At 44.7% G+C, this 19,008-nt stretch carries 14 protein-coding genes; 7 read left to right on the top strand and 7 right to left on the bottom strand.

Translation table 11 applies throughout. The features are described 5' to 3' along the window. Positions 1-13 precede the first annotated feature (13 nt). Entirely contained in the window at positions 14-1,375 is a 1,362-nt protein-coding gene (locus J4N42_RS05830; protein ID WP_008076795.1) for an L-serine ammonia-lyase, read from the top strand. A gap of 241 nt (positions 1,376-1,616) precedes the next feature. Then, the gene (locus J4N42_RS05825) at positions 1,617-3,329 is read left to right on the top strand and encodes an EAL domain-containing protein (RefSeq protein ID WP_252030466.1); all 1,713 of its coding nucleotides are present in this window, start codon (positions 1,617-1,619) and stop codon (positions 3,327-3,329) included. 55 nt (positions 3,330-3,384) lie between these two features. Here J4N42_RS05825 and J4N42_RS05820 read toward each other — a convergent pair whose 3' ends face one another. From J4N42_RS05820 to queD, 3 genes are all read right to left on the bottom strand, one after another. Then, the gene (locus J4N42_RS05820; protein ID WP_252030465.1) at positions 3,385-4,539 is read right to left on the bottom strand and encodes an amino acid permease; all 1,155 of its coding nucleotides are present in this window, start codon (positions 4,537-4,539) and stop codon (positions 3,385-3,387) included. Positions 4,540-4,980: 441 nt separating this feature from the next. After that, entirely contained in the window at positions 4,981-5,637 is a 657-nt protein-coding gene (locus J4N42_RS05815; RefSeq protein WP_252030463.1) for a hypothetical protein, read from the bottom strand. Between the two features lie 84 nt (positions 5,638-5,721). Then, positions 5,722-6,084: a 6-carboxytetrahydropterin synthase QueD gene (queD, locus tag J4N42_RS05810; protein WP_252030462.1), complete on the bottom strand. Its 363-nt coding sequence runs from the start codon at positions 6,082-6,084 to the stop codon at positions 5,722-5,724. Positions 6,085-6,390: 306 nt separating this feature from the next. Between queD and J4N42_RS05805 the strand changes: the two genes are divergently transcribed. Beyond that, entirely contained in the window at positions 6,391-8,010 is a 1,620-nt protein-coding gene (locus J4N42_RS05805; RefSeq protein WP_252030461.1) for a methyl-accepting chemotaxis protein, read from the top strand. 185 nt (positions 8,011-8,195) lie between these two features. Next, on the top strand, positions 8,196-9,596 hold the full coding sequence (gene asnS / locus J4N42_RS05800; protein ID WP_252030460.1) for an asparagine--tRNA ligase: 1,401 nt from the start codon (positions 8,196-8,198) through the stop codon (positions 9,594-9,596). An 84-nt stretch (positions 9,597-9,680) separates the two neighbouring features. On the opposite strand, the gene J4N42_RS05795 is transcribed toward asnS, so the two are convergent. Both J4N42_RS05795 and J4N42_RS05790 read right to left on the bottom strand, forming a co-directional pair. Further along, complete coding sequence (locus J4N42_RS05795) at positions 9,681-9,881, bottom strand: hypothetical protein (protein WP_252030459.1); 201 nt, start codon at positions 9,879-9,881, stop codon at positions 9,681-9,683. Between the two features lie 92 nt (positions 9,882-9,973). Further along, entirely contained in the window at positions 9,974-11,374 is a 1,401-nt protein-coding gene (locus J4N42_RS05790; RefSeq protein ID WP_252030458.1) for an aminotransferase-like domain-containing protein, read from the bottom strand. 285 nt (positions 11,375-11,659) lie between these two features. Here J4N42_RS05790 and J4N42_RS05785 point away from each other — a divergent pair, with 285 nt between their 5' ends. Beyond that, complete coding sequence (locus J4N42_RS05785; protein ID WP_252030457.1) at positions 11,660-11,959, top strand: hypothetical protein; 300 nt, start codon at positions 11,660-11,662, stop codon at positions 11,957-11,959. A 331-nt stretch (positions 11,960-12,290) separates the two neighbouring features. Then, positions 12,291-13,805: an HD domain-containing phosphohydrolase gene (locus J4N42_RS05780; protein ID WP_252030455.1), complete on the top strand. Its 1,515-nt coding sequence runs from the start codon at positions 12,291-12,293 to the stop codon at positions 13,803-13,805. A 13-nt stretch (positions 13,806-13,818) separates the two neighbouring features. Here the strand turns inward: J4N42_RS05780 and J4N42_RS05775 are convergent, their stop codons facing one another. Continuing rightward, a complete protein-coding gene (locus J4N42_RS05775) occupies positions 13,819-16,443 on the bottom strand; it encodes a bifunctional diguanylate cyclase/phosphodiesterase (RefSeq protein WP_252030454.1) in 2,625 nt (874 codons plus the stop codon). A gap of 414 nt (positions 16,444-16,857) precedes the next feature. On the opposite strand from J4N42_RS05775, the gene J4N42_RS05770 reads away from it, so the two are divergent. After that, positions 16,858-18,048 (top strand): amino acid aminotransferase, encoded by a 1,191-nt coding sequence (locus J4N42_RS05770; RefSeq protein WP_252030453.1) that lies wholly within the window; start codon positions 16,858-16,860, stop codon positions 18,046-18,048. Between the two features lie 57 nt (positions 18,049-18,105). Here the strand turns inward: J4N42_RS05770 and J4N42_RS05765 are convergent, their stop codons facing one another. Continuing rightward, entirely contained in the window at positions 18,106-18,765 is a 660-nt protein-coding gene (locus J4N42_RS05765; protein ID WP_252030452.1) for an outer membrane beta-barrel protein, read from the bottom strand. Positions 18,766-19,008: the final 243 nt, after the last annotated feature.

The following is a 19,008-nucleotide window of genomic DNA, read 5'->3' as shown; positions in this document are numbered from 1 at the left end:
TGAGGTAATCGATATGATTAGTGTTTTTGACATCTATAAGATCGGCGTTGGTCCTTCAAGCTCACACACTGTTGGTCCAATGAAAGCGGGTAAAGAATTTATTGATGATTTACGCTCAATGGGAAAATTGCGCGACATCACTAAAATCACCGTTGACGTCTATGGATCACTATCACTGACAGGGAAAGGTCACCACACAGACATCGCTATTATCATGGGTCTTGCTGGCAATACTCCTGAGAAAGTAGATATCGACTCTATTCCGGGCTTCATCGCTCGCGTAGAAGAAACTGAGCGCCTTCCTGTTGGCATGCACTGTCATACAGTATCGTTCCCGAAAGACGGTGGTATGAACTTCCATACAACCAACCTTGAGCTTCACGAGAACGGCATGCAGATCCACGCTTGGATCAATGACGAAAAAGTGTACTCAAAGACTTACTACTCTATCGGCGGCGGTTTTATCGTTGACGAAGAGAACTTCGGTAAAGAAGAAGAAAACCCAGTTAAAGCGCCTTACGAGTTCACCACAGCGGAAGAACTCGTGAACCAATGTAAGGAAAGCGGTCTTTCTATCAGTACTCTGGTAATGAAAAACCAAGCGGCACTTCATTCAGATGAAGAGTCACGTACTTACTTCGCTAACATTTGGAAAACCATGCGTGAGTGTATGGATCGCGGTATGAATACAGAGGGGATTCTTCCTGGTCCACTGCGTGTACCTCGCCGTGCTGCTGCACTGCGCCAGCAACTGCTTACCTCAGAGAAAACAACCAACGATCCAATGTCGGTCGTTGACTGGGTAAACATGTTCGCTTTCGCAGTAAACGAAGAGAACGCTGCGGGTGGTCGTGTTGTAACAGCACCAACAAACGGTGCGTGTGGCATCATTCCTGCGGTACTGGCTTACTACGATAAGTTCATCCAAACCGTTACTGAAAAAGACTACATCCGTTACTTTGCAGCTTCTGGCGCAATCGGTGGTCTATACAAACGTAACGCGTCTATCTCTGGTGCAGAGGTTGGCTGTCAGGGTGAAGTTGGCGTGGCATGTTCAATGGCTGCTGCAGGTCTTGCTGAGCTTATGGGTGGTAGCCCAGAGCAAGTATGTATGGCTGCTGAGATCGCAATGGAGCACAACCTAGGTCTAACCTGTGACCCAGTTGCAGGCCAGGTACAAGTTCCATGTATTGAACGTAACGGTATCGCGGCAGTAAAAGCGATCAACTCGACTCGTATGGCACTGCGTCGTTCATCAGCTCCAACAGTTTCTCTAGATAAGGTTATCGAAACCATGCTAGAAACGGGTAAAGACATGAACGCGAAATACCGTGAGACTTCTCAAGGCGGCCTTGCTGTTAAAGTTATCTGTTAATCCCTCCCCTATTAATCTAAAAAGCCCGGGCAATTAATTGCCCGGGCTTTTTGTTTCTGCACCAACAACGTGTTAAAACCTCACCATAACAGCCTGTTACTACAAGATTTTTTAATTTATAAAAAAAACTAAAGGTGACACTATATCCATACACCTTGGATATGCTGGAAACTCATCACATCTAACTGCCACCATTATTGATAACTTCCCTTTACATTTAACCCTAGGAGCTCCTAAACGAATGATTAGGTTTGAACTCGGAGACCAAGTTTGCATTTGCATGTCGGAAAGCACCCTTTCACTAGAATTAAACAATCTTCCACACGCTACGCTGCCTATTACTCAAAACGAATATCTGATCTTAAGTGTGATTTCTTGTTACGGCTCTTTGAATGTTCCAATCAGCCAAAGAAGCATAGAAAGTAAAATCGCTCAAAAATACAATATTGCTCTACCGGAGAACGGATTTAAAAATATAATCGCATCTATCAGAAAAAAGTTTAAAAAGCTTACAAAACACCACATTACTTCCAAAAAAAGTATCATTGAGAACATTCATCGGGTGGGTTACTTCGTTCCGTTTAAAAGCTTTAACAACCAGGCGAACGGAATGGCGCAACAAAAGCGCATTAACCACGATGCAAAAGATGCGATTAAAAACGCGCTGTCTTCGTGCTTGGCTGACAAACGTTTGTATCTCGATATCAGTATCGCGATCGTTGTATCTAGCGTAGTGTTTTTTTCGGTGACGTATTACGCCATCGATGGCGCGTTAAAACAAAGCTACTTCCATAAAGTGGGCGATTTTACAGATGCCTTCAATCAGTACTCATGCTATTCCGACTCAGCCGAGCTTCAGTCCAAGATTGATGACGTTGAGTTAATTGAATCGATCGTCATGGTTGATCGTTTCAAAACGCGCTGCTTAATCACACCTGAAGCTGTCACGCCAATGAACAAGAAAGAAATGAAAACTTGGCTTAATAATGACAGCTACACCACTCAGTCATTCGACAAAGAAGACGTGTCTTTGGTGGTTCGAGTTAAAAGCGTCAACCTCGCACACAATATGAATAACTACGTATCGAACTACTTTCTCGCAGGGATTAAGGTTTGCACGAACACGGGGACATCAATCGATGTCGGGGAAACCGATGGTCGTTCAATATTGACCAAAACCACTGCAGACGGATACCAGAAATCGTTCTATCCAGCACCGCTGATTCGCAATACGTTGTTTGTTGCGGCTTTAATGATCGTACTTTACCGCTTTAAGCGCATTTGCGCCTTGCTGCAATATTTTTGGGCTATACGACGCTTCAAGATGAAGCTCGAGCCAATTTTTGATACCAGTTCGAACCAAAACATTCACTACGAAGCATTGTCACGATTCCAAACAAAAAACACCCAAAGATTCATCGAGACATTAATTGCCAATGACTTGTTGCTCACCCACACCTTGTTGGTCATTCGTACGATTTTTGGTAGCTCTAAGTCATTGATCGCGCCGCTGAGTATCAACGTGTGCCCTTCTCTGCTGCAAGGGAAAAACTTTTCTCAGCTGCATGAAGCATTATCGAAGAAGGATTGCAGTTACCTCACGGTCGAGATTACAGAAAACGCCTCCATGTATTACACCGAGGAAATCTACGCTAACATCGACAAGATTAAATCTCTTGGCTGCAAGATAAGTATTGATGACTTTGGAACAGGAAATAACAACGTAGAACTGATTGGAAAAATTCACCCAGATTATTTAAAAATTGACCGAGCCTTTGTCACAGGGCTTCGTCAAGACGATAAGAAAGCAGAAACGCTCAGGCAGCTCATCGCTATGGGCAAAGCCTATCACTGTACAATCATTGTGGAAGGGGTTGAAACTGCAGACAGTGCTCACCTACTCACCACATTGGGTGCCAGCATTCATCAAGGTTTTTACTACGCGCTCACTTAACAGTGGCAGTGATAAGGTGTAAAAAAGGCGGGAAATCCCGCCTTTCTCATACTGATTAAATCAATTGTGACAGCAGTAGAAAGCCACCAAATGCACCACCAAATATCAGCATCGCAGTGCCGCCTTCAGCTGCGTATCGCTCTGCTAAGGTAGCTGACTTCCTAAGTTTGTACACCATGGCCATCGGCACAAAAACCGCTAAGAACACCAAAATAATGCCTGCGTAACTGAGTACCGATAAGAACTGGTCCGCTGCGACAATCGCGCCAATCAAGGGCAATACAAACGTCAGTACATAAGTAATGATTTTATTCTGCTTGAAAGTGTCTCGGTTCTGGTGAAACAGCGACATCGCAACACCGAAGAAAGAAGTCAACAAAGCCAAGCCAGTAAACAGCGACAACACAGCGCCAATCCAGGGCTTATCGTGCTCAAACCCTTCCATTAATTGTGAAACACTCGAGAACTGTTTAAGCTGTTCAGCTGGTAAATTCCCGACGACGGCAAACAACCAACAAAGGTAGCAAAACAGTGGGATCAACGAGCCTACAATCACCATATTGCGTAGCTGTTTATCTGTTGCTTCTTGGTTGTAAGACACTAAGCTTGGGATCACTACCATAAAACCGAAACTCGTAAACAGCACCGCACTGGTGGTGATCAGCTCAACATGGCTGTGGTTAGTCACTTGGCCCAAGTTTTCTGCAGAAAACGTTGGCAGTAGTACGGTCAACGTAAGTAGCAAACTGGCGATCATTACGAAAAACAGTAGACGATTGAGTTTATCGATCACTCCTGTACCGCACGCAACGATGGCACCAGCCAGTAAAGTAAAGATGACTTGGGCTTTAACGAAGCTAAGCTCTACTCCAATTGAGGCCATTGCTTTCACTAATAAATCCGCCGCGCCGAGAATGTACGCCATAAGTAGGCAGATCAACAACGCGTACAACAATCCGTTAGTGATTAGCTGACCACCTTTGCCAAGTGTTTTGCTTGCAATCGAGTTAAGGCCCAGACCACCTTCAGATTTGATAGTGGCCTCGAGCAAAAGCAGTGCAGAGTGAGTAGTACCAAACCAAATCAATACCATCAGTAACGTGCCGTAAAACAGGCCGAACTGTGCAAGAACCATCGGAATCGCCAACATGCCAGCGCCAAGAGCTGTCCCTGCAATGATGAGGGAACTACCAAGTAATTTTGTATTCATTTTCTAAAAACCGTTTTTAATGTGTGTAAATCATGCGCGCACAGAGGCGCCAAAGAAGCTTCGTGTCAGATTAGGATCAATACGAAAAGCTAAAATAAGAAAATGAATTAGGGCGTAACGTGGCGTTACTTCGATGGGTGAAGAAGGGGGTAAAGAGAGTACGTGACAGGGTGTTATGGGAAGTAACCTGGTGTGGCGACCCTTCAGTGGGCTCAAGAATTGGGGAAGTAATTTTGAAAATCATTTAGGTGTCCAATAGTAAGACAGTCCTTTTAGTAAAAAGCAGTGACTCCTTCACTACGAACCTCGATGTTGAGGTTCATCCATCTTATCCGTTCAGTTTATGATTTCAATGATCATTCAACCAAGTGCTCAAATATCCCGCAATCACACGGTTTATTATACCGACGACTGCGGGAAGCTTTGATGCAAGAGAGTGACTTACGGTTCTGCTCCCTCTGCTGGAGTCACACGCCCTTTCAGTTCATTGCCCGCATCTCGAATCAGATCGAGTGGTGACAGAATCACGCCTTTCACTGCCCCTTGCGTCGCTTGCTGAGCAATGTCTTGGCTTTTTTCAACGATTTGATCGGCTTTCAGTGCCACTTCATCCGCCTTGAGCAAAATTGGCGGGATGTCTTGGCGCAGCGCTTCGGACTCTTTCACCACTAAAGGAATGGTTTCATTGCGGTAACCTTTGCTCTCTACCAGCACAGGTGGTATCACATCTACACGATACTGCTGCGCTTCCGCCAACACCGCTGGTACCAACACTTCTCGATACTGTGTGACTTCGCCGACTATCATAGGTATTTTTGCGTCGATAGAAGCGGCTGTTTTGTTGGTGTCTGATACAGCCACCGTTACTTCCTCTACACTACGAATGATGTCTGGAAGTAAATCTTCTAGCGTGTCAGCAACCTCAAGCCACTCTTCAATCTGAAGGTGCTTTGACAACGTGCTCACGTCCTCGAGGATCTTAGGGTATGTATCGATCACCTCCCCGACTTTACTAGTCATGCCATGGATGGTGTAACCGAGATAAAAGATAGAGAGGGCTAAAAGCAATTGGATCGCCGAAGAGATTTTGGACGCCATTATCTACTCCTTGAAGTTCTGGCCTATTGATATCCTAACCGACCTAATAAAAAAGCGAAGTAAAACTTCGCTTTCATTGGGGTTCTATTCGCCTTTGTAAATGCAGCCTGCGGTACAGGTCTCTTTTATCTCGATTTTGCTCAATAAAGGCAATTCAGGTTTCAGTTCACGCCAAATCCATCGAGCTAGCACTTCACTGGTTGGATTCTCTAACCCTTCAATATCGTTTAGGTAGTAGTGATCTAAACGATCATAAATTGGCTTAAAGGCCGCTTTGATTTCTGCAAAGTCCACCACCCAACCTGTATGCGGGTCAACTTCACCTTCAACATAAAGACGAACAAGAAAAGAGTGCCCATGTAAACGACCACATTTATGACCTTCTGGCACATTCGGCAGATGGTGTGCGGCTTCGAACATAAACTCTTTGTACAATTCTGTTTTCATCTTAAATCTCGGGCATTTCAAAAGAGACGCAATACTAAGGAAATTAGCTACAACTGACAAGCTATCAAACCTGCTACAACAAGGGAAAAGTGCTTATCTCTATTATCTAGACTTGCTGTTTAACAATCGAGTGTCATATGCGCTGTAAAAATGTCTATGCGTCAAAATATTGATTACACGCAATTTACATCACATTTACAAAACCCCACTATGTTTGTGGTCACACTAACGAACTACTACTTTATTGGTAAGCAAGCCAAACTTGTACAATCGAGAGGTTTATTCCAAATATTATAATCGCTCAACATGAATCTAACTATAACCAAAAAGCTGCTGCTGACTCTGGTGTTTGTATTTGCCTTAGTCGTGACAGTATCGACCGCATACCAATATTTACAACAACGTGATCTACTCAATTCTGTACTCAGTGAACAGTTACATGACAAGGCCAGCAACTATTTCGATAGCCTCAACATGATGATGCTCACCGGCACAATGAGTCAGAAAGAAACCCTTAGACAAAAGGCTTTAGCTCAAGAAGGCATTGAACAAGTAAAAGTGCTTAGAGCTGATGCTGTCAGCAAAATTTATGGCCCAGGACAAGAAAACCAGCAACCCACCGACAGTATCGATCAACGTGCTCTTAATGGAGAACTGGTGATTGAACCAATAAGCGCAGATTGGGGCAAAGGACTGGTGGTCGCTCTGCCGATGAAGTCCAGTGAAAACTATCGCGGCACCAACTGTGTTGCTTGCCACATGGCACCAGAAGGCGAAGTGTTAGGCGCGATTCGCCTCGAGTACAACATGAACCATGTCAATCAGATGATCAGCAAACGCACCATGATTGCCATTGCTATTATGGGAAGCATCGCCTTTGTCGGCTTCTTACTGACACTGGGGCTAATCAAAAAAATCATCATTAAACCTATCCAGAGAACATCCCGTTTTATGCAGGAAGTAAGTCAGACCAAAGATTTATCTATGCGTCTTACCAAGATGAACAAAGATGAAGTCGGTCAGCTTTCCGTTGCCATCAACTCCTTCGTGGGTACCGTTAGCGACAGCTTAGAAAAAGTTCAGCAGACCTCCCACACACTCGCTCACTCATCGTCTCAGCTGACAAGTGTTGCGCAAATAACAGATGATGCCGTCAACCAACAGCAACAAGAAACCGCTGATGTTCGGGCTAACATTGAGCAGATGCAGTCCCAACAACTTAATGTTGAGCAAGCAACTGTCGAGGCTTCTAACCTGATAAACCATACCACCAGCAATATTCAGCGAAGTGCAGAACAAGCCCACTTAGCCAGTGAAGACATTAAAGGTTTAGTCGGAGATATTGAATCCGTTAAAACCAATATAGAAGAGCTTAATGGCCAAACTGGAGAAGTAACGTCTATTTTAGGTGTCATTCGTGGCGTCGCTGAGCAAACTAACCTTTTGGCGTTAAACGCAGCCATTGAGGCAGCACGTGCGGGTGAACAAGGTCGCGGATTTGCAGTCGTTGCCGATGAAGTCAGGCAGCTCGCCAGTCGCACAGCAGAAGCGACGACCAGCATTGAAGATATCATCGCTCAGTTTAAACAAGACAGTGAAAGCTCGGTCGATTCCGTGGATAAGGTTTGCGAGCAGGCACACCAGCGCTCTACCGACATCGAACAGCTTTCAGCGGCAATGTCTGAAGTAGTAACAGAGATGCAAGAAGCCCTCAGCCACGCGCAGAACATTCAGCAACAGACGCAGACTTCAACTGAGGTGAGCCACACCGTTCAAGCTAAAATGGACATCATTACTGGGCATGCAGACGAAACCTCAAACTCCGCCTCTCAAACTCGTGATATCAGCCTAGATTTGGAGCAGTTGTCGGAACGATTAGAGTCGCTATTGAACCAATTTAAGCTATCTCATCGGAAATCGAGTTGAAACAAGTAAAATTCCCTTCTTCGTGGGCAATAAAAGGTTGAAGCTCACGATTTGACAGGTAATATGTTCCATTGACTTAAAAAATTTATACAACCCAACAATTCGATGATTTTTTGCGCATTTTAGCCTTCTTATCACCGATATTGTTGGGTTGAATTTGTCCCTCAATGGAGAATGAAACCAACATGACTTACGCGCCTGTAACAGACGTACTTAGCGGTAAGCTAGCGGTAGACAGTGAAGTAACTGTTCGCGGCTGGATCCGTTCACGTCGTGATTCCAAAGCTGGAATCTCTTTCCTTGCCATTTACGACGGCTCTTGTTTCGACCCGATTCAGGCCGTGGTCCCTAATAATCTTAATAATTACGAAGACGAAGTGCTAAAGCTAACGACTGGCTGCTCTGTTGAAGTAACAGGTAAGATTGTTGAGTCTCCTGCTAAAGGGCAAGATTTTGAACTAGCCGCTACTAACGTAAAAGTGGTAGGCCTAGTTGAAGATGCAGACACATACCCAATGGCGAAAACTCGTCACTCAATCGAGTACCTTCGTGAAGTTGCGCACCTTCGTCCACGTACTAACGTGATCGGTGCAGTAGCTCGTGTACGTAACTGTTTATCTCAAGCAATTCACCGTTTCTACCACGAACAAGGTTACTTCTGGATGTCTGCGCCACTAATTACGGCTTCAGATGCAGAAGGTGCGGGTGAGATGTTCCGTGTTTCAACACTGGACCACGCGAACTTGCCACTGACAGACAAAGGTGAAGTGGACTACAACGAAGACTTCTTCGGCAAAGAAACATTCCTTACTGTATCTGGTCAGCTAAACGCAGAAGCTTACGCTTGTGCACTGAGCAAAGTTTACACCTTTGGTCCGACTTTCCGTGCAGAGAACTCAAACACAAGCCGTCACTTGGCTGAATTCTGGATGGTTGAACCAGAAGTTGCTTTTGCAGAACTTGATGATGTAGCGAAACTTGCTGAAGACATGCTTAAGTATGTGTTCAAAGCGGTTCTTGAAGAGCGTCGTGACGACTTAGAATTCTTCGCGCAACGCATCGACAAGCAAGCGATCTCTCGTCTAGAGCAGTTCGTTGACTCTGACTTCGCTCAAGTAGATTACACCGATGCTATCCAAATCCTATTGGATTCTGGTAAAGAGTTCGAATTCCCAGTTGAATGGGGTATCGACATGTCTTCTGAGCACGAGCGTTTCCTAGCAGAAGAACACTTTAAAGCACCAGTAATCGTTAAGAACTACCCGAAAGACATCAAAGCTTTCTACATGCGTCTAAACGATGATGGCAAAACGGTTGCAGCAATGGATGTTCTAGCACCAGGTATCGGTGAGATCATCGGTGGTTCTCAACGTGAAGAGCGCCTAGATATCCTAGATGCACGTATGGTTGAGATGGGTATCGATCCAGAGCACATGAGCTGGTATCGCGACCTACGCCGTTACGGCACAGTACCTCACGCTGGCTTTGGCCTAGGTTTCGAACGTCTAGTGTCTTACGTAACAGGCATGGGTAACGTTCGTGACGTAATCCCATTCCCACGTACTCCACGTTCCGCAAACTTCTAATCTAAACTACTTTAGATACTGAGCATTGACGAAAAAGCCTCCGATAATCGGAGGCTTTTTTTTTGGGCTAAACGCTTGGAACCCCTATCCTGCTTTTTCCGCATATCGAATACCAAACCAACACAGACACAACATAACAAAGGGAATGGCCGCAGCGGTGTATTCCGTCCACGCCAGTTCAGCAAATGATTTGGCTAAGATGAGATGAGCAAAGACCAATAAAAAAGCGATACTGATCGCGACAACAATCAGACGAACTTCATGTTTAGATTCCTGTTTCTCCATTTTCCGCTCCCGCAATGGCTACTAACACTACAGGCTATTTCATCACAGGCATTATAGTTACACGTGATACAGTTCTATCGAAAAACAGACAATCAGTTAGATTTACGAACTAAATCAGCCATTTTTTCAATGACCTGCTTGGCTCTAGTGTCTAACGGATAAGAGTAGTTAAGACGTAAACAAGACTGATGATGTTCAGACGTAGAAAATAACTTGCCATAGGCAACAGTGGCTCCCTGCTCTACCGCACATTCGTACACGTGCCGGGCATTGATGTGTTCAGCAAGCTCAAGCCACAAGAAATAGCCTCCTGTTGGACAACTCACTTTGGTGCCGGCAGGAAAGCAGCTATGAATCAGCGCTAACATGCTGTCTCGCCGCTCTTGCAACGTTTTTCTTAGCTTACGCAAGTGGCTATCGAAGCTGTCATGTTGCAGAAAGTGTGCGATGCCATTTTGAATCGGCGCACTTCCCGATAAAGTCGACATCAGTTGCAAGCGCTGGATGTGCTCATTGTACTTATCACTGACGACCCAACCCACGCGATACCCCGGACAAAGGCTTTTAGAAAACGAACCGCACAGCAGCACATTACCCACATCATCGAATGCTTTTAGCGGTTTTGGTTTGCTGGTTTCAAAATACAACTCACCATATACGTCGTCCTCAATAATGGGGACTTGATATTGTTCAGCCAACGCGGTGATTTTGGTTTTCTGCGTATCTGTATGCGTATACGTGGTGGGATTATGGAAGTTTGCCATAAACCAGCAAGCTGCTACTGCTTCGGTTGATAGCACATGCTCTAACGTCTCTAAGCACAGACCACTTTGTGGCGAGACAGGTACTTCTATCGCTCTTAGATTTAGCCGCTCGATGGCCTGCAGTGCTCCGTAAAACGCGGGGGACTCAATCACCACTGTATCACCAGGTTTGGTAACCGATTGTAGGCTAATATTGAGCGCTTCTAGAGCGCCAGAAGTCACTACAATATCTTGAGGAGATACTGAGATACCCTGCTGTTGATACCTCTGAGCGATACACCGACGAAGCGAGTCGTCACCGGGCGGCATCACTGACACTAAATCATTAGCAGACATTTTTCTGCCTGCACTGGCCAAGTTTCGGTTCAGTGTTTGGATCGGAAATAGAGAAGGATCGGGGAACGCAGAGCCTAACGGAACGACATCTTTATTTGACCCACTTTTCAGAAACTCAAACAGCTCGTCATTGATTTTAATTAGCTTACTTTCAGCCGGTTTAGACGCTAACTGTTCTCGACCTAGCTGAGGCGCCACAAAATAGCCCGCTTGGGGCTTAGCAATAACCCAACCTTCCGACTCTAGTAACTGGTATGCCTGTAGTATAGTGCTTGGTGCGACCGAAAAGTTACGACTGTTGACTCTGACTGAAGGGATTTTCTCCCCAGCACGCCATGTCTGTGCAATGATTTGTTGCTTGATCTGCTCAGCAACCTGTTGGTAGCGGCTCATACTTCCCTCGCTTTCACTTTCCACCTGAACCATACCACAAATGCTTGGTTTAATCTTTCCCGACGATATTCTGTTAAATCAGTGACTTAACGGCAGAATTCAGCACCCAAACAAATTGACCATTTTTATTGAATTCATACTTCTCATTTTTGTCAGTTTTCATTGAAACTCAGTGTCCCCATGTCTAACATCGTGATAGATATCACTTTTATTCTTTAAACCTTTGTTAAATTGATAACGTAATAAGAGAGCCAGATCTAGGTTCTATACAGAGTGAGAATAACGATGAAAAAATACGACGAAACAAATATTGAATATAAAGGCGAAAGTAACGGCGTTCATAGCTGGATTGCACCACATGGGCAACCTTATTACTGGCACCCAGACTGGTTACACATCGCAGAAGATGCGACAGGCTCTCACCCTAAACAACCATTAGAAATGGCCGACGGTGAAGCCGCGACCCAAAAACATGCTATTACTGCAATATTGAAACACGTAAACACGTGGGCAAAAGAAAAATTTGCTTCAAACCCGGATATCGAAACAGACGCTATTGAATCTGAAATGAAGCTAAAAAAATAGCACCTTCAATCTGTTTTCTTGTCACTCCCTTACTTTCTAGTGAGGGAGTTTTTATATTCTTATTTATGAACCCATAGTCCTAACGTTAAACAACTTGGAAAGCGCTTATTGTTCAATGAGATCGTTACGCACGCAGTTGAACCGGTGACATTGCTCTCAACCTGTCAACTTGGAGTCATTTGGGCATAGTTTCATAATGTTTGAAAGGAATGAGCTTGCGGCACGGTCTTTATGAATTGGCGACGCTGGGGGGGGATAAATTCGTGTTCTCTATGTCGAACGCTAAACTAAAGTTGTATGGATACACAAGCAATATAATAAGGTTTTAGCTATGACTAATTCTCATTACAACGCAAGGCTAACATTCAAACTCTATGCTTTAGCGGCACTCTTGTTCGGTACTTACGGTGGCCGTGTCTGCCCTATGCTCGAAACACTCAGCGCCAGTGAGATCATGACTCATGTTTCGATTACGTTTGTGGTGATGTTCGTTCTACGCCATTTCGTCTTGCACAACCACTCGCTGGTGCAGGAACAAAAAATGGCACAGTTGGATAGCACTCTATTTTTCATGGCAAGCGTTCCACTCGCCTTATACTACAACGTATTTTATAGCTTCCCCCTCGACAGCAATTTGAAAGTGCTGTTTGGTATGACGCTGTTTGGCTTTTTCACTGGAAGCCTATTACAGCTAACGTCAAAACTGGAACGATTCGAACACCACATCAATACTTCCCCTCAATTCGACCTTTCGGGCGAACGCCAATCCATTGTTAAACAAATGATTTGGATGGTGGTGCTGCTGCTGGCCACACTGACCACCATGTTGGCCATGGTCGCGGTGAAAGATATCTTCTGGCTAGAGCACAATCCAGAGCGAGTGTTAGATGGCACTGGAACCGTGAGCGTTATTAAAGAATTTATCTATATTTCATTAGTACTTGGAGGGTATGCCCTCACCATACTCATTCTTTGGTCCAAGTTAATGAAGAAAGTATTGCTAAGCCAAGAGTGTACCTTGATAGAAGTCGCTCAAGGCCACGTTGACAAACGCCTACCAGTATTCGAACACAACGAGTTGGGTTCAATGGCCTCATTAACCAATACAATGCTAGATAGCCTCCAGTCTACTCAAGATGAAGTCAAGACCACTCGCGACGTAGCGATTGTCAGCTTGTCGGCATTAGCAGAGTCCCGTGACAATGAGACTGGCGCGCACATATTGCGGACTCAAGAGTACGTCAAAGCCCTCGCCGAGGAATTAAGCCATCTTGAGCAGTATCAATCTCTGCTTACACCACAATACATCGAGCTACTCTATAAATCGGCTCCTTTGCATGACGTAGGTAAAGTGGGTATTCCAGATAACGTGCTACTCAAACCAGATAAGCTGACCAACGAAGAATTCGAGATAATGAAAACTCACCCGCAAATCGGAGCTGAAGCCCTTTCAATTGCCGAGAAACAGTTGGGTAGTAGCTCGTTTTTGAGTGTGGCAAAAGAGATTGCCTTAACACACCATGAGAAATGGGACGGAAGCGGTTATCCGAATCAACTGTCCGGGAATGCTATTCCACTGTCAGGACGATTGATGGCACTTGCGGATGTTTATGATGCCCTGATATCCAAGCGCGTCTACAAGCCAGCCTTTAGCCACGACAAAGCCAAGGCGATTATTTTAGAAGGCGTTGGCAGTCACTTCGACCCAACAGTTGTTGATGCTTTCTTAGCAATTGAGGAAAAGTTCGTAACTATAGCGGCGCGGTATAAGGATGCTGAGCAACTAAGTGAAGAGTCTAACTCCCCTCTTCACACTCCTCCTCAGAAGCATGTCGCCAACAGCTAACAAGCTGTTGGCATTAGACACACAGCTCTAGCTGGGTTTCGTTTCGACAATGGCAGTTGATAGAGCAAAAACTGCGGTTGTCTTGGTATTGTTGTTTGATATCTTCAAATGGCAGCGGCTTGGCAAATAAGTAACCTTGACCAAAGTTACACCCCATCTCTAATACCTGATTCATGTCAGCTTGAGTTTCAATGCCTTCACAAACTGCCGTCATATCAAGGTTATGTGCCAGGTCGATAACCGCTTTAAGAATCGTGTTATTGCTGGCTTTTTGATTTAAGTTCTCTACAAAGCTTTTGTCGATTTTTAGCGTATCAATTGGAAACTTGTACAAGTAACTCAAACTCGAATAACCGATCCCAAAGTCATCTAGCGCCAAGCTCACGCCGAGCTTTTTCAGTTTTTCCATATTGAGCAGCACTTGTTCGGTGTATTCCAACAATGCACGCTCCGTTAACTCAATACATAGGCATTCAGGGGCTAAACCCGTTTTGTCTAGAATGTTAGCGATCGTGTCGACTAAATCATCTTGGAAAAAATGCTCGCAGTACAAATTACTGCTGACGTAAAGCTTTTGTTCAGGGAAAAGAGTTTGGATTTGCTTCAGGTTTCGACATGACTCTTCTAACACCAGAAGATCGATGTCCTTAACCAACCCAGCCGATTCCGCAAACGGAATAAAGTCCAACGGCGGTACGATTCCTCTAGCGGGAGAGTGCCAGCGAGCTAACGACTCAAATCCAACGATTTGACCTGTTTTGAGATCTAAAATTGGATGCCAGTAGGCATGAATCTCACCATTTTCGATGCCATAACGTAGATCGGCCTCCAAACTGATGGCGTCTTGCTTGTCACTTTGCATACTCTTATCAAAAACGGCATAGCGACCAGGGCCACTGCGTTTCGCGTGGTACATAGCAGCATCGGCATCGCACAACATTTCATCAGCATCGCCGTAGGCAGGGTCACTAAACAATACTCCAACACTACCACCAATGAACACGGGCTGATTTTCGATAATAAACGGCTTTTTCAATGTGTCATTGATACGTTGTGCAATATCGTAGGCATGCTGCTCGACTTCGATCTCTTCAATCAATATGACAAATTCATCGCCACCCAAACGTGCAACTGTGTCTTGAGTTCTTAGCAGACCTTTTAGTTCATCCGCAATAGTACACAGCAAGGTATCGCCTGCTGCATGACCTAAACTATCGTTCACCATCTTGAATCGGTCTATATCAACAAACAGAACCGCAAATTTACTAGAGACCTCTGTGTCAGCTTTGGTGATTAGCTGATTGAGCCGATAGATGAACTCACCACGGTTGATTAAGCCAGTTAACGCATCATGAGAAGCGGTTATCTTGAGTTTTTTCTGCACTTCTCGTGTTTCGTTGATTTGAGCTCTTAACGCCGCGGTTCGATGTGCAACCTGCTCTTCCAATCGGCTATTAGAGTCGCGCATAAACTCCGCCATTTCGTGGCGTACGACTGCATTGGCCACGTGCTGAGCGACAAAAGTCAGTAGATCGACGTCTTTTTGTTGATAATCAACGGGATTTGGCTGGTAGCTTTGTACCGTCATGACCCCACGAACTTCGCCTTCGACGATAAGCGGTACACCTAACCAAGAATAAGTAGTGTCGTCAGGTTTTCTTGCTAACCCCTCTTGATGGTACCTGTCTAGCTCTGCTTTGGATAACAGCAGAGGCTTACCCAACTTCATGACAAGTTCGGTAAAACCAGGCTCTCGATTAGACTCAATCTGTCGGATACTGGTGCGAACACCCAAATACTCATCAGACATATAGACGAACTCGAGTGCCCCATTAGCTTCAACCTTAGGACTTTTCAATGCGATATAGAAATTATTAGCGCTGATCAGTTGGGAGATAATCTCATGAACTTGGGCATAGACACTCTTTTGACAAGAGCCAGAATCACTAAACAATTGAGAAATCTTGAACAAACTTTCCTGCAGTTTTTTCGCACTGTTTAGCTTTTCGAGCTGCAGGGCAAACTGCTGGCTTTTTTCACTAAACTTCTTTTGCAGTTCATCCATCTCTTTAAAGCGATAAAGCGCTGTAACGATATGGTCACTCGCAAAGGTCAGTAGCTCTAGATCATCTTTGGTGTATTGCGTTTCAAGGGTGTAACTTTGAACGGCAACCACACCAATGACTTCACCATTACGCAATAATGGACACCCCATCCAATACACACCGGTGTTTTTAGAGAGTTCGTTGGTCGGAGACAATTGCTCTAAATCGCGTGGGGAAAGCAGAAGCGGTTTTTTCGACTCGATAACGATATGACTGAGCGTACCTTCAAAATCCTTGTAAGGAATCTTACCTTCTAGCTGTTGGTCTAACTCGTCCACATGATAAATCACCTCTAGCTCTTGCTTCTGACCATCAAATAGAATGACGAAGTGATTTTTCGCATCCATCAAGCCCGCTATCACCTCATGAACACGGCGAAAGAAGAACTCGAGATTATCGCAATCGTGTGAGAGTTGATTTAACTTTAATAGCGCATGATAACTTGCAGCAAGCACATCGTAGTCTTGCCGACTAACCGTGGTACTCCCCAGGTTCTCTGAGGTTAGTGCAATGTTGTTGTGATTGATTAGCATAGAAAGATAAGCGTAATGTTGACCGACTTGTTAGCAGCTTGATAACCGTACGCTGCTCAGAGCGGCGGAATTTAAACCAATGAATAACAATTTAAGTCAATTTTTGGTTAAAAATATCGAATAAGGAATCAGCCTCGATTTTTAACTATTGCCACAATAGCCATTAGTGTAATAACACTATTTATTCATTGCCAGACATCCTTTCCTATCTAGCACACTAAACCCGCTCTCAATGACGCTAAAATCACTTGGGGAGTTATACATTTCCGCATACTCGCTAAAAATTCGGCTTCAGAGACCTCTTTTTCATAAGAATTGCGTTTTCTGTCTGTTAGCTGTTGTCACTTAGATCACAGAAAGGTATAAATACCCTAATAGGTTATATCCTCCTTTCAATTCACACGGATGAAGATTATGTTTGAAAAAGTTGTTGCGGCTCCAGCTGACCCTATCCTTGGTTTAACTGAAGAGTTTAAAAAAGATACTCGCGCTGAAAAAATCAACCTAGGTGTTGGTATCTACAAAAACGAAGACGGTGAAACACCTGTTCTTAAAACTGTTAAAAAGGCAGAAGCAGCGCTGCTAGAAAACGAGAAAACTAAATCTTACCTAACGATTGAAGGGACAGCTGAGTACGCATTAGCTGTACAAAAACTGTTGTTTGGCGCAGATTCAGAAGTTGTTAGCCAAAAACGTGCAAAAACAGCTCAAGCACCAGGTGGTACAGGTGCACTTCGTGTCGCTGGCGAATTTATTAAACGCCAACTAGGTGATGTGAAGATCTGGATCAGCAACCCAACATGGGCAAACCACAACGGCGTTTTCTCTGCAGCTGGCATCGAAACAGCACAATACAGCTACTACAACGCGGAAACAAAAGACAAAGATTTCGCAGGTATGGTTGCAGACCTTGAAAAAGCAAACGCAGGCGACATCGTGCTGCTTCACGGCTGCTGTCACAACCCGACGGGAATCGATCCAACGGCAGAAGAGTGGGAAACTCTGGCTAAACTCGTTGCAGAAAAAGGTCTACTTCCACTATTCGACTTTGCTTACCAAGGTTTTGCTAAAGGTGTTGAAGACGACGCCGCAGGCCTGCGCACGTTTGCGAAGTACAACAAAGAAATTTTAGTTGCGAGCTCTTTCTCTAAAAACTTCGGTCTATACAATGAGCGCGTTGGTGCATTTACACTGGTAGCGGATAACACAGAAGTTGCTACAACAGCGTTCTCGCAAGTGAAAGGTATCATCCGTTCAATCTACTCTAACCCACCGGCTCACGGTAGTGCAGTTGTTACTCATATCCTAAACAACGCCGACCTACGTGCAGAGTGGGAATCTGAAGTGGCAGAAATGCGTGACCGTATTCAAGAAATGCGTGAACTATTCGTTTCTACACTGAAACAAGAAGGTGTTTCTGCAGACTTCAGCTTCATCGAACGTCAAAACGGCATGTTCTCTTTCTCAGGTCTAAGCAAAGAGCAAGTAACTCGTTTGAAAGAAGAGTTTGGTATCTACATCGTTGGTTCTGGCCGTATCAGTGTTGCTGGTATGACTAAGTCAAACATGGGCCCACTATGTAAAGGCATTGCTGCAGTCCTATAACGGCCGCACACAGCCATAAAAACAAAAGAGCCAGCACAATGCTGGCTCTTTTTAGTTTTAAAATCGGTAGCGTAAAGATAAACCACCTTCATTGGTGGTATCCGCTCCAAAGTCTCGATGAGTATAGAGCACACCAATCGCGAAATTATCTTCAAAATGATAGTCGGCTCTAAGCTGCAGCTTATCTTCATCAACTAGGTTTGAACGGCTCAACTCGCCAATAGCTGCTAACTCCAACTGTTTAGTCACAAAGTAATTCACGCTGGCATCTATGCTGTATACAAACTTACTGTCACTAAAGAGTTTCACCTCTGGGTTATCCTGTGTTACTTTATTCCATAGCGAACCCACTTTCGCTCGAGTGGAAATATCCCATTGCTCGTTAATTGCATATCGATAGCCAGCCCCAGCGCGCAGTGTGTAAGTTTCTTCTGTGATGTTATCTGGGTGGAAAAAGCGTGAGGAATAGTCAAGCACTAACAACCACTGGTCATCGTATAAGCTGCTTGCACCAATCCCCATTGCGGTGACGTTGTTGTTTCCCCCTAAACTCTTATCATAAGAGCCGGAGCTTAGATCAACGTACACATAGTCGTATTTTCCGGCATTGACTGCGGCCTGATCCATTGCAGCACTTGTCGTTGAAAGTAGTATGCCTGCTGCTGAGATTAGACACGAACACATACGTCGCTTGCGACCGACTAGACTCCATTCCATTACTCACCTCTTCCGATTTGATCGCCCTTTGGCAGCATTGCTCCTGAGAAAACCCAAGCGGGCTACTCCGTTTAACCAGAGAATAGAAACTCTTTCTATACATTAACGGGGGAACAAATAGACAAACGCTACCGTAACTAGGGTCTGTTGATCTTTCGCGGTTAAATTTTGTTCGGCTGGGGACGCCTAGTCAAAATCGTTTTAGGCGAGGCGAAGACTGTGTAGCCTAGTCATTCTAAGCAA

This window comes from Vibrio sp. SCSIO 43135 (assembly GCF_023716665.1).
In the GTDB taxonomy this organism is placed as follows: domain Bacteria; phylum Pseudomonadota; class Gammaproteobacteria; order Enterobacterales; family Vibrionaceae; genus Vibrio; species Vibrio paucivorans.
Note: the sequence above shows the minus strand (reverse complement) of the source record. Positions and strands in the feature narration are given on the sequence as shown.

Coding starts and splice junctions, on each gene's coding strand:
- J4N42_RS05830 (WP_008076795.1), top strand. CDS start 14: ATGATTAGTGTTTTTGACATCTATAAGATCGGCGTTGGTCCTTCAAGC.
- J4N42_RS05825 (WP_252030466.1), top strand. CDS start 1,617: ATGATTAGGTTTGAACTCGGAGACCAAGTTTGCATTTGCATGTCGGAA.
- J4N42_RS05820 (WP_252030465.1), bottom strand. CDS start 4,539: ATGAATACAAAATTACTTGGTAGTTCCCTCATCATTGCAGGGACAGCT.
- J4N42_RS05815 (WP_252030463.1), bottom strand. CDS start 5,637: ATGGCGTCCAAAATCTCTTCGGCGATCCAATTGCTTTTAGCCCTCTCT.
- queD (WP_252030462.1), bottom strand. CDS start 6,084: ATGAAAACAGAATTGTACAAAGAGTTTATGTTCGAAGCCGCACACCAT.
- J4N42_RS05805 (WP_252030461.1), top strand. CDS start 6,391: ATGAATCTAACTATAACCAAAAAGCTGCTGCTGACTCTGGTGTTTGTA.
- asnS (WP_252030460.1), top strand. CDS start 8,196: ATGACTTACGCGCCTGTAACAGACGTACTTAGCGGTAAGCTAGCGGTA.
- J4N42_RS05795 (WP_252030459.1), bottom strand. CDS start 9,881: ATGGAGAAACAGGAATCTAAACATGAAGTTCGTCTGATTGTTGTCGCG.
- J4N42_RS05790 (WP_252030458.1), bottom strand. CDS start 11,374: ATGAGCCGCTACCAACAGGTTGCTGAGCAGATCAAGCAACAAATCATT.
- J4N42_RS05785 (WP_252030457.1), top strand. CDS start 11,660: ATGAAAAAATACGACGAAACAAATATTGAATATAAAGGCGAAAGTAAC.
- J4N42_RS05780 (WP_252030455.1), top strand. CDS start 12,291: ATGACTAATTCTCATTACAACGCAAGGCTAACATTCAAACTCTATGCT.
- J4N42_RS05775 (WP_252030454.1), bottom strand. CDS start 16,443: ATGCTAATCAATCACAACAACATTGCACTAACCTCAGAGAACCTGGGG.
- J4N42_RS05770 (WP_252030453.1), top strand. CDS start 16,858: ATGTTTGAAAAAGTTGTTGCGGCTCCAGCTGACCCTATCCTTGGTTTA.
- J4N42_RS05765 (WP_252030452.1), bottom strand. CDS start 18,765: ATGGAATGGAGTCTAGTCGGTCGCAAGCGACGTATGTGTTCGTGTCTA.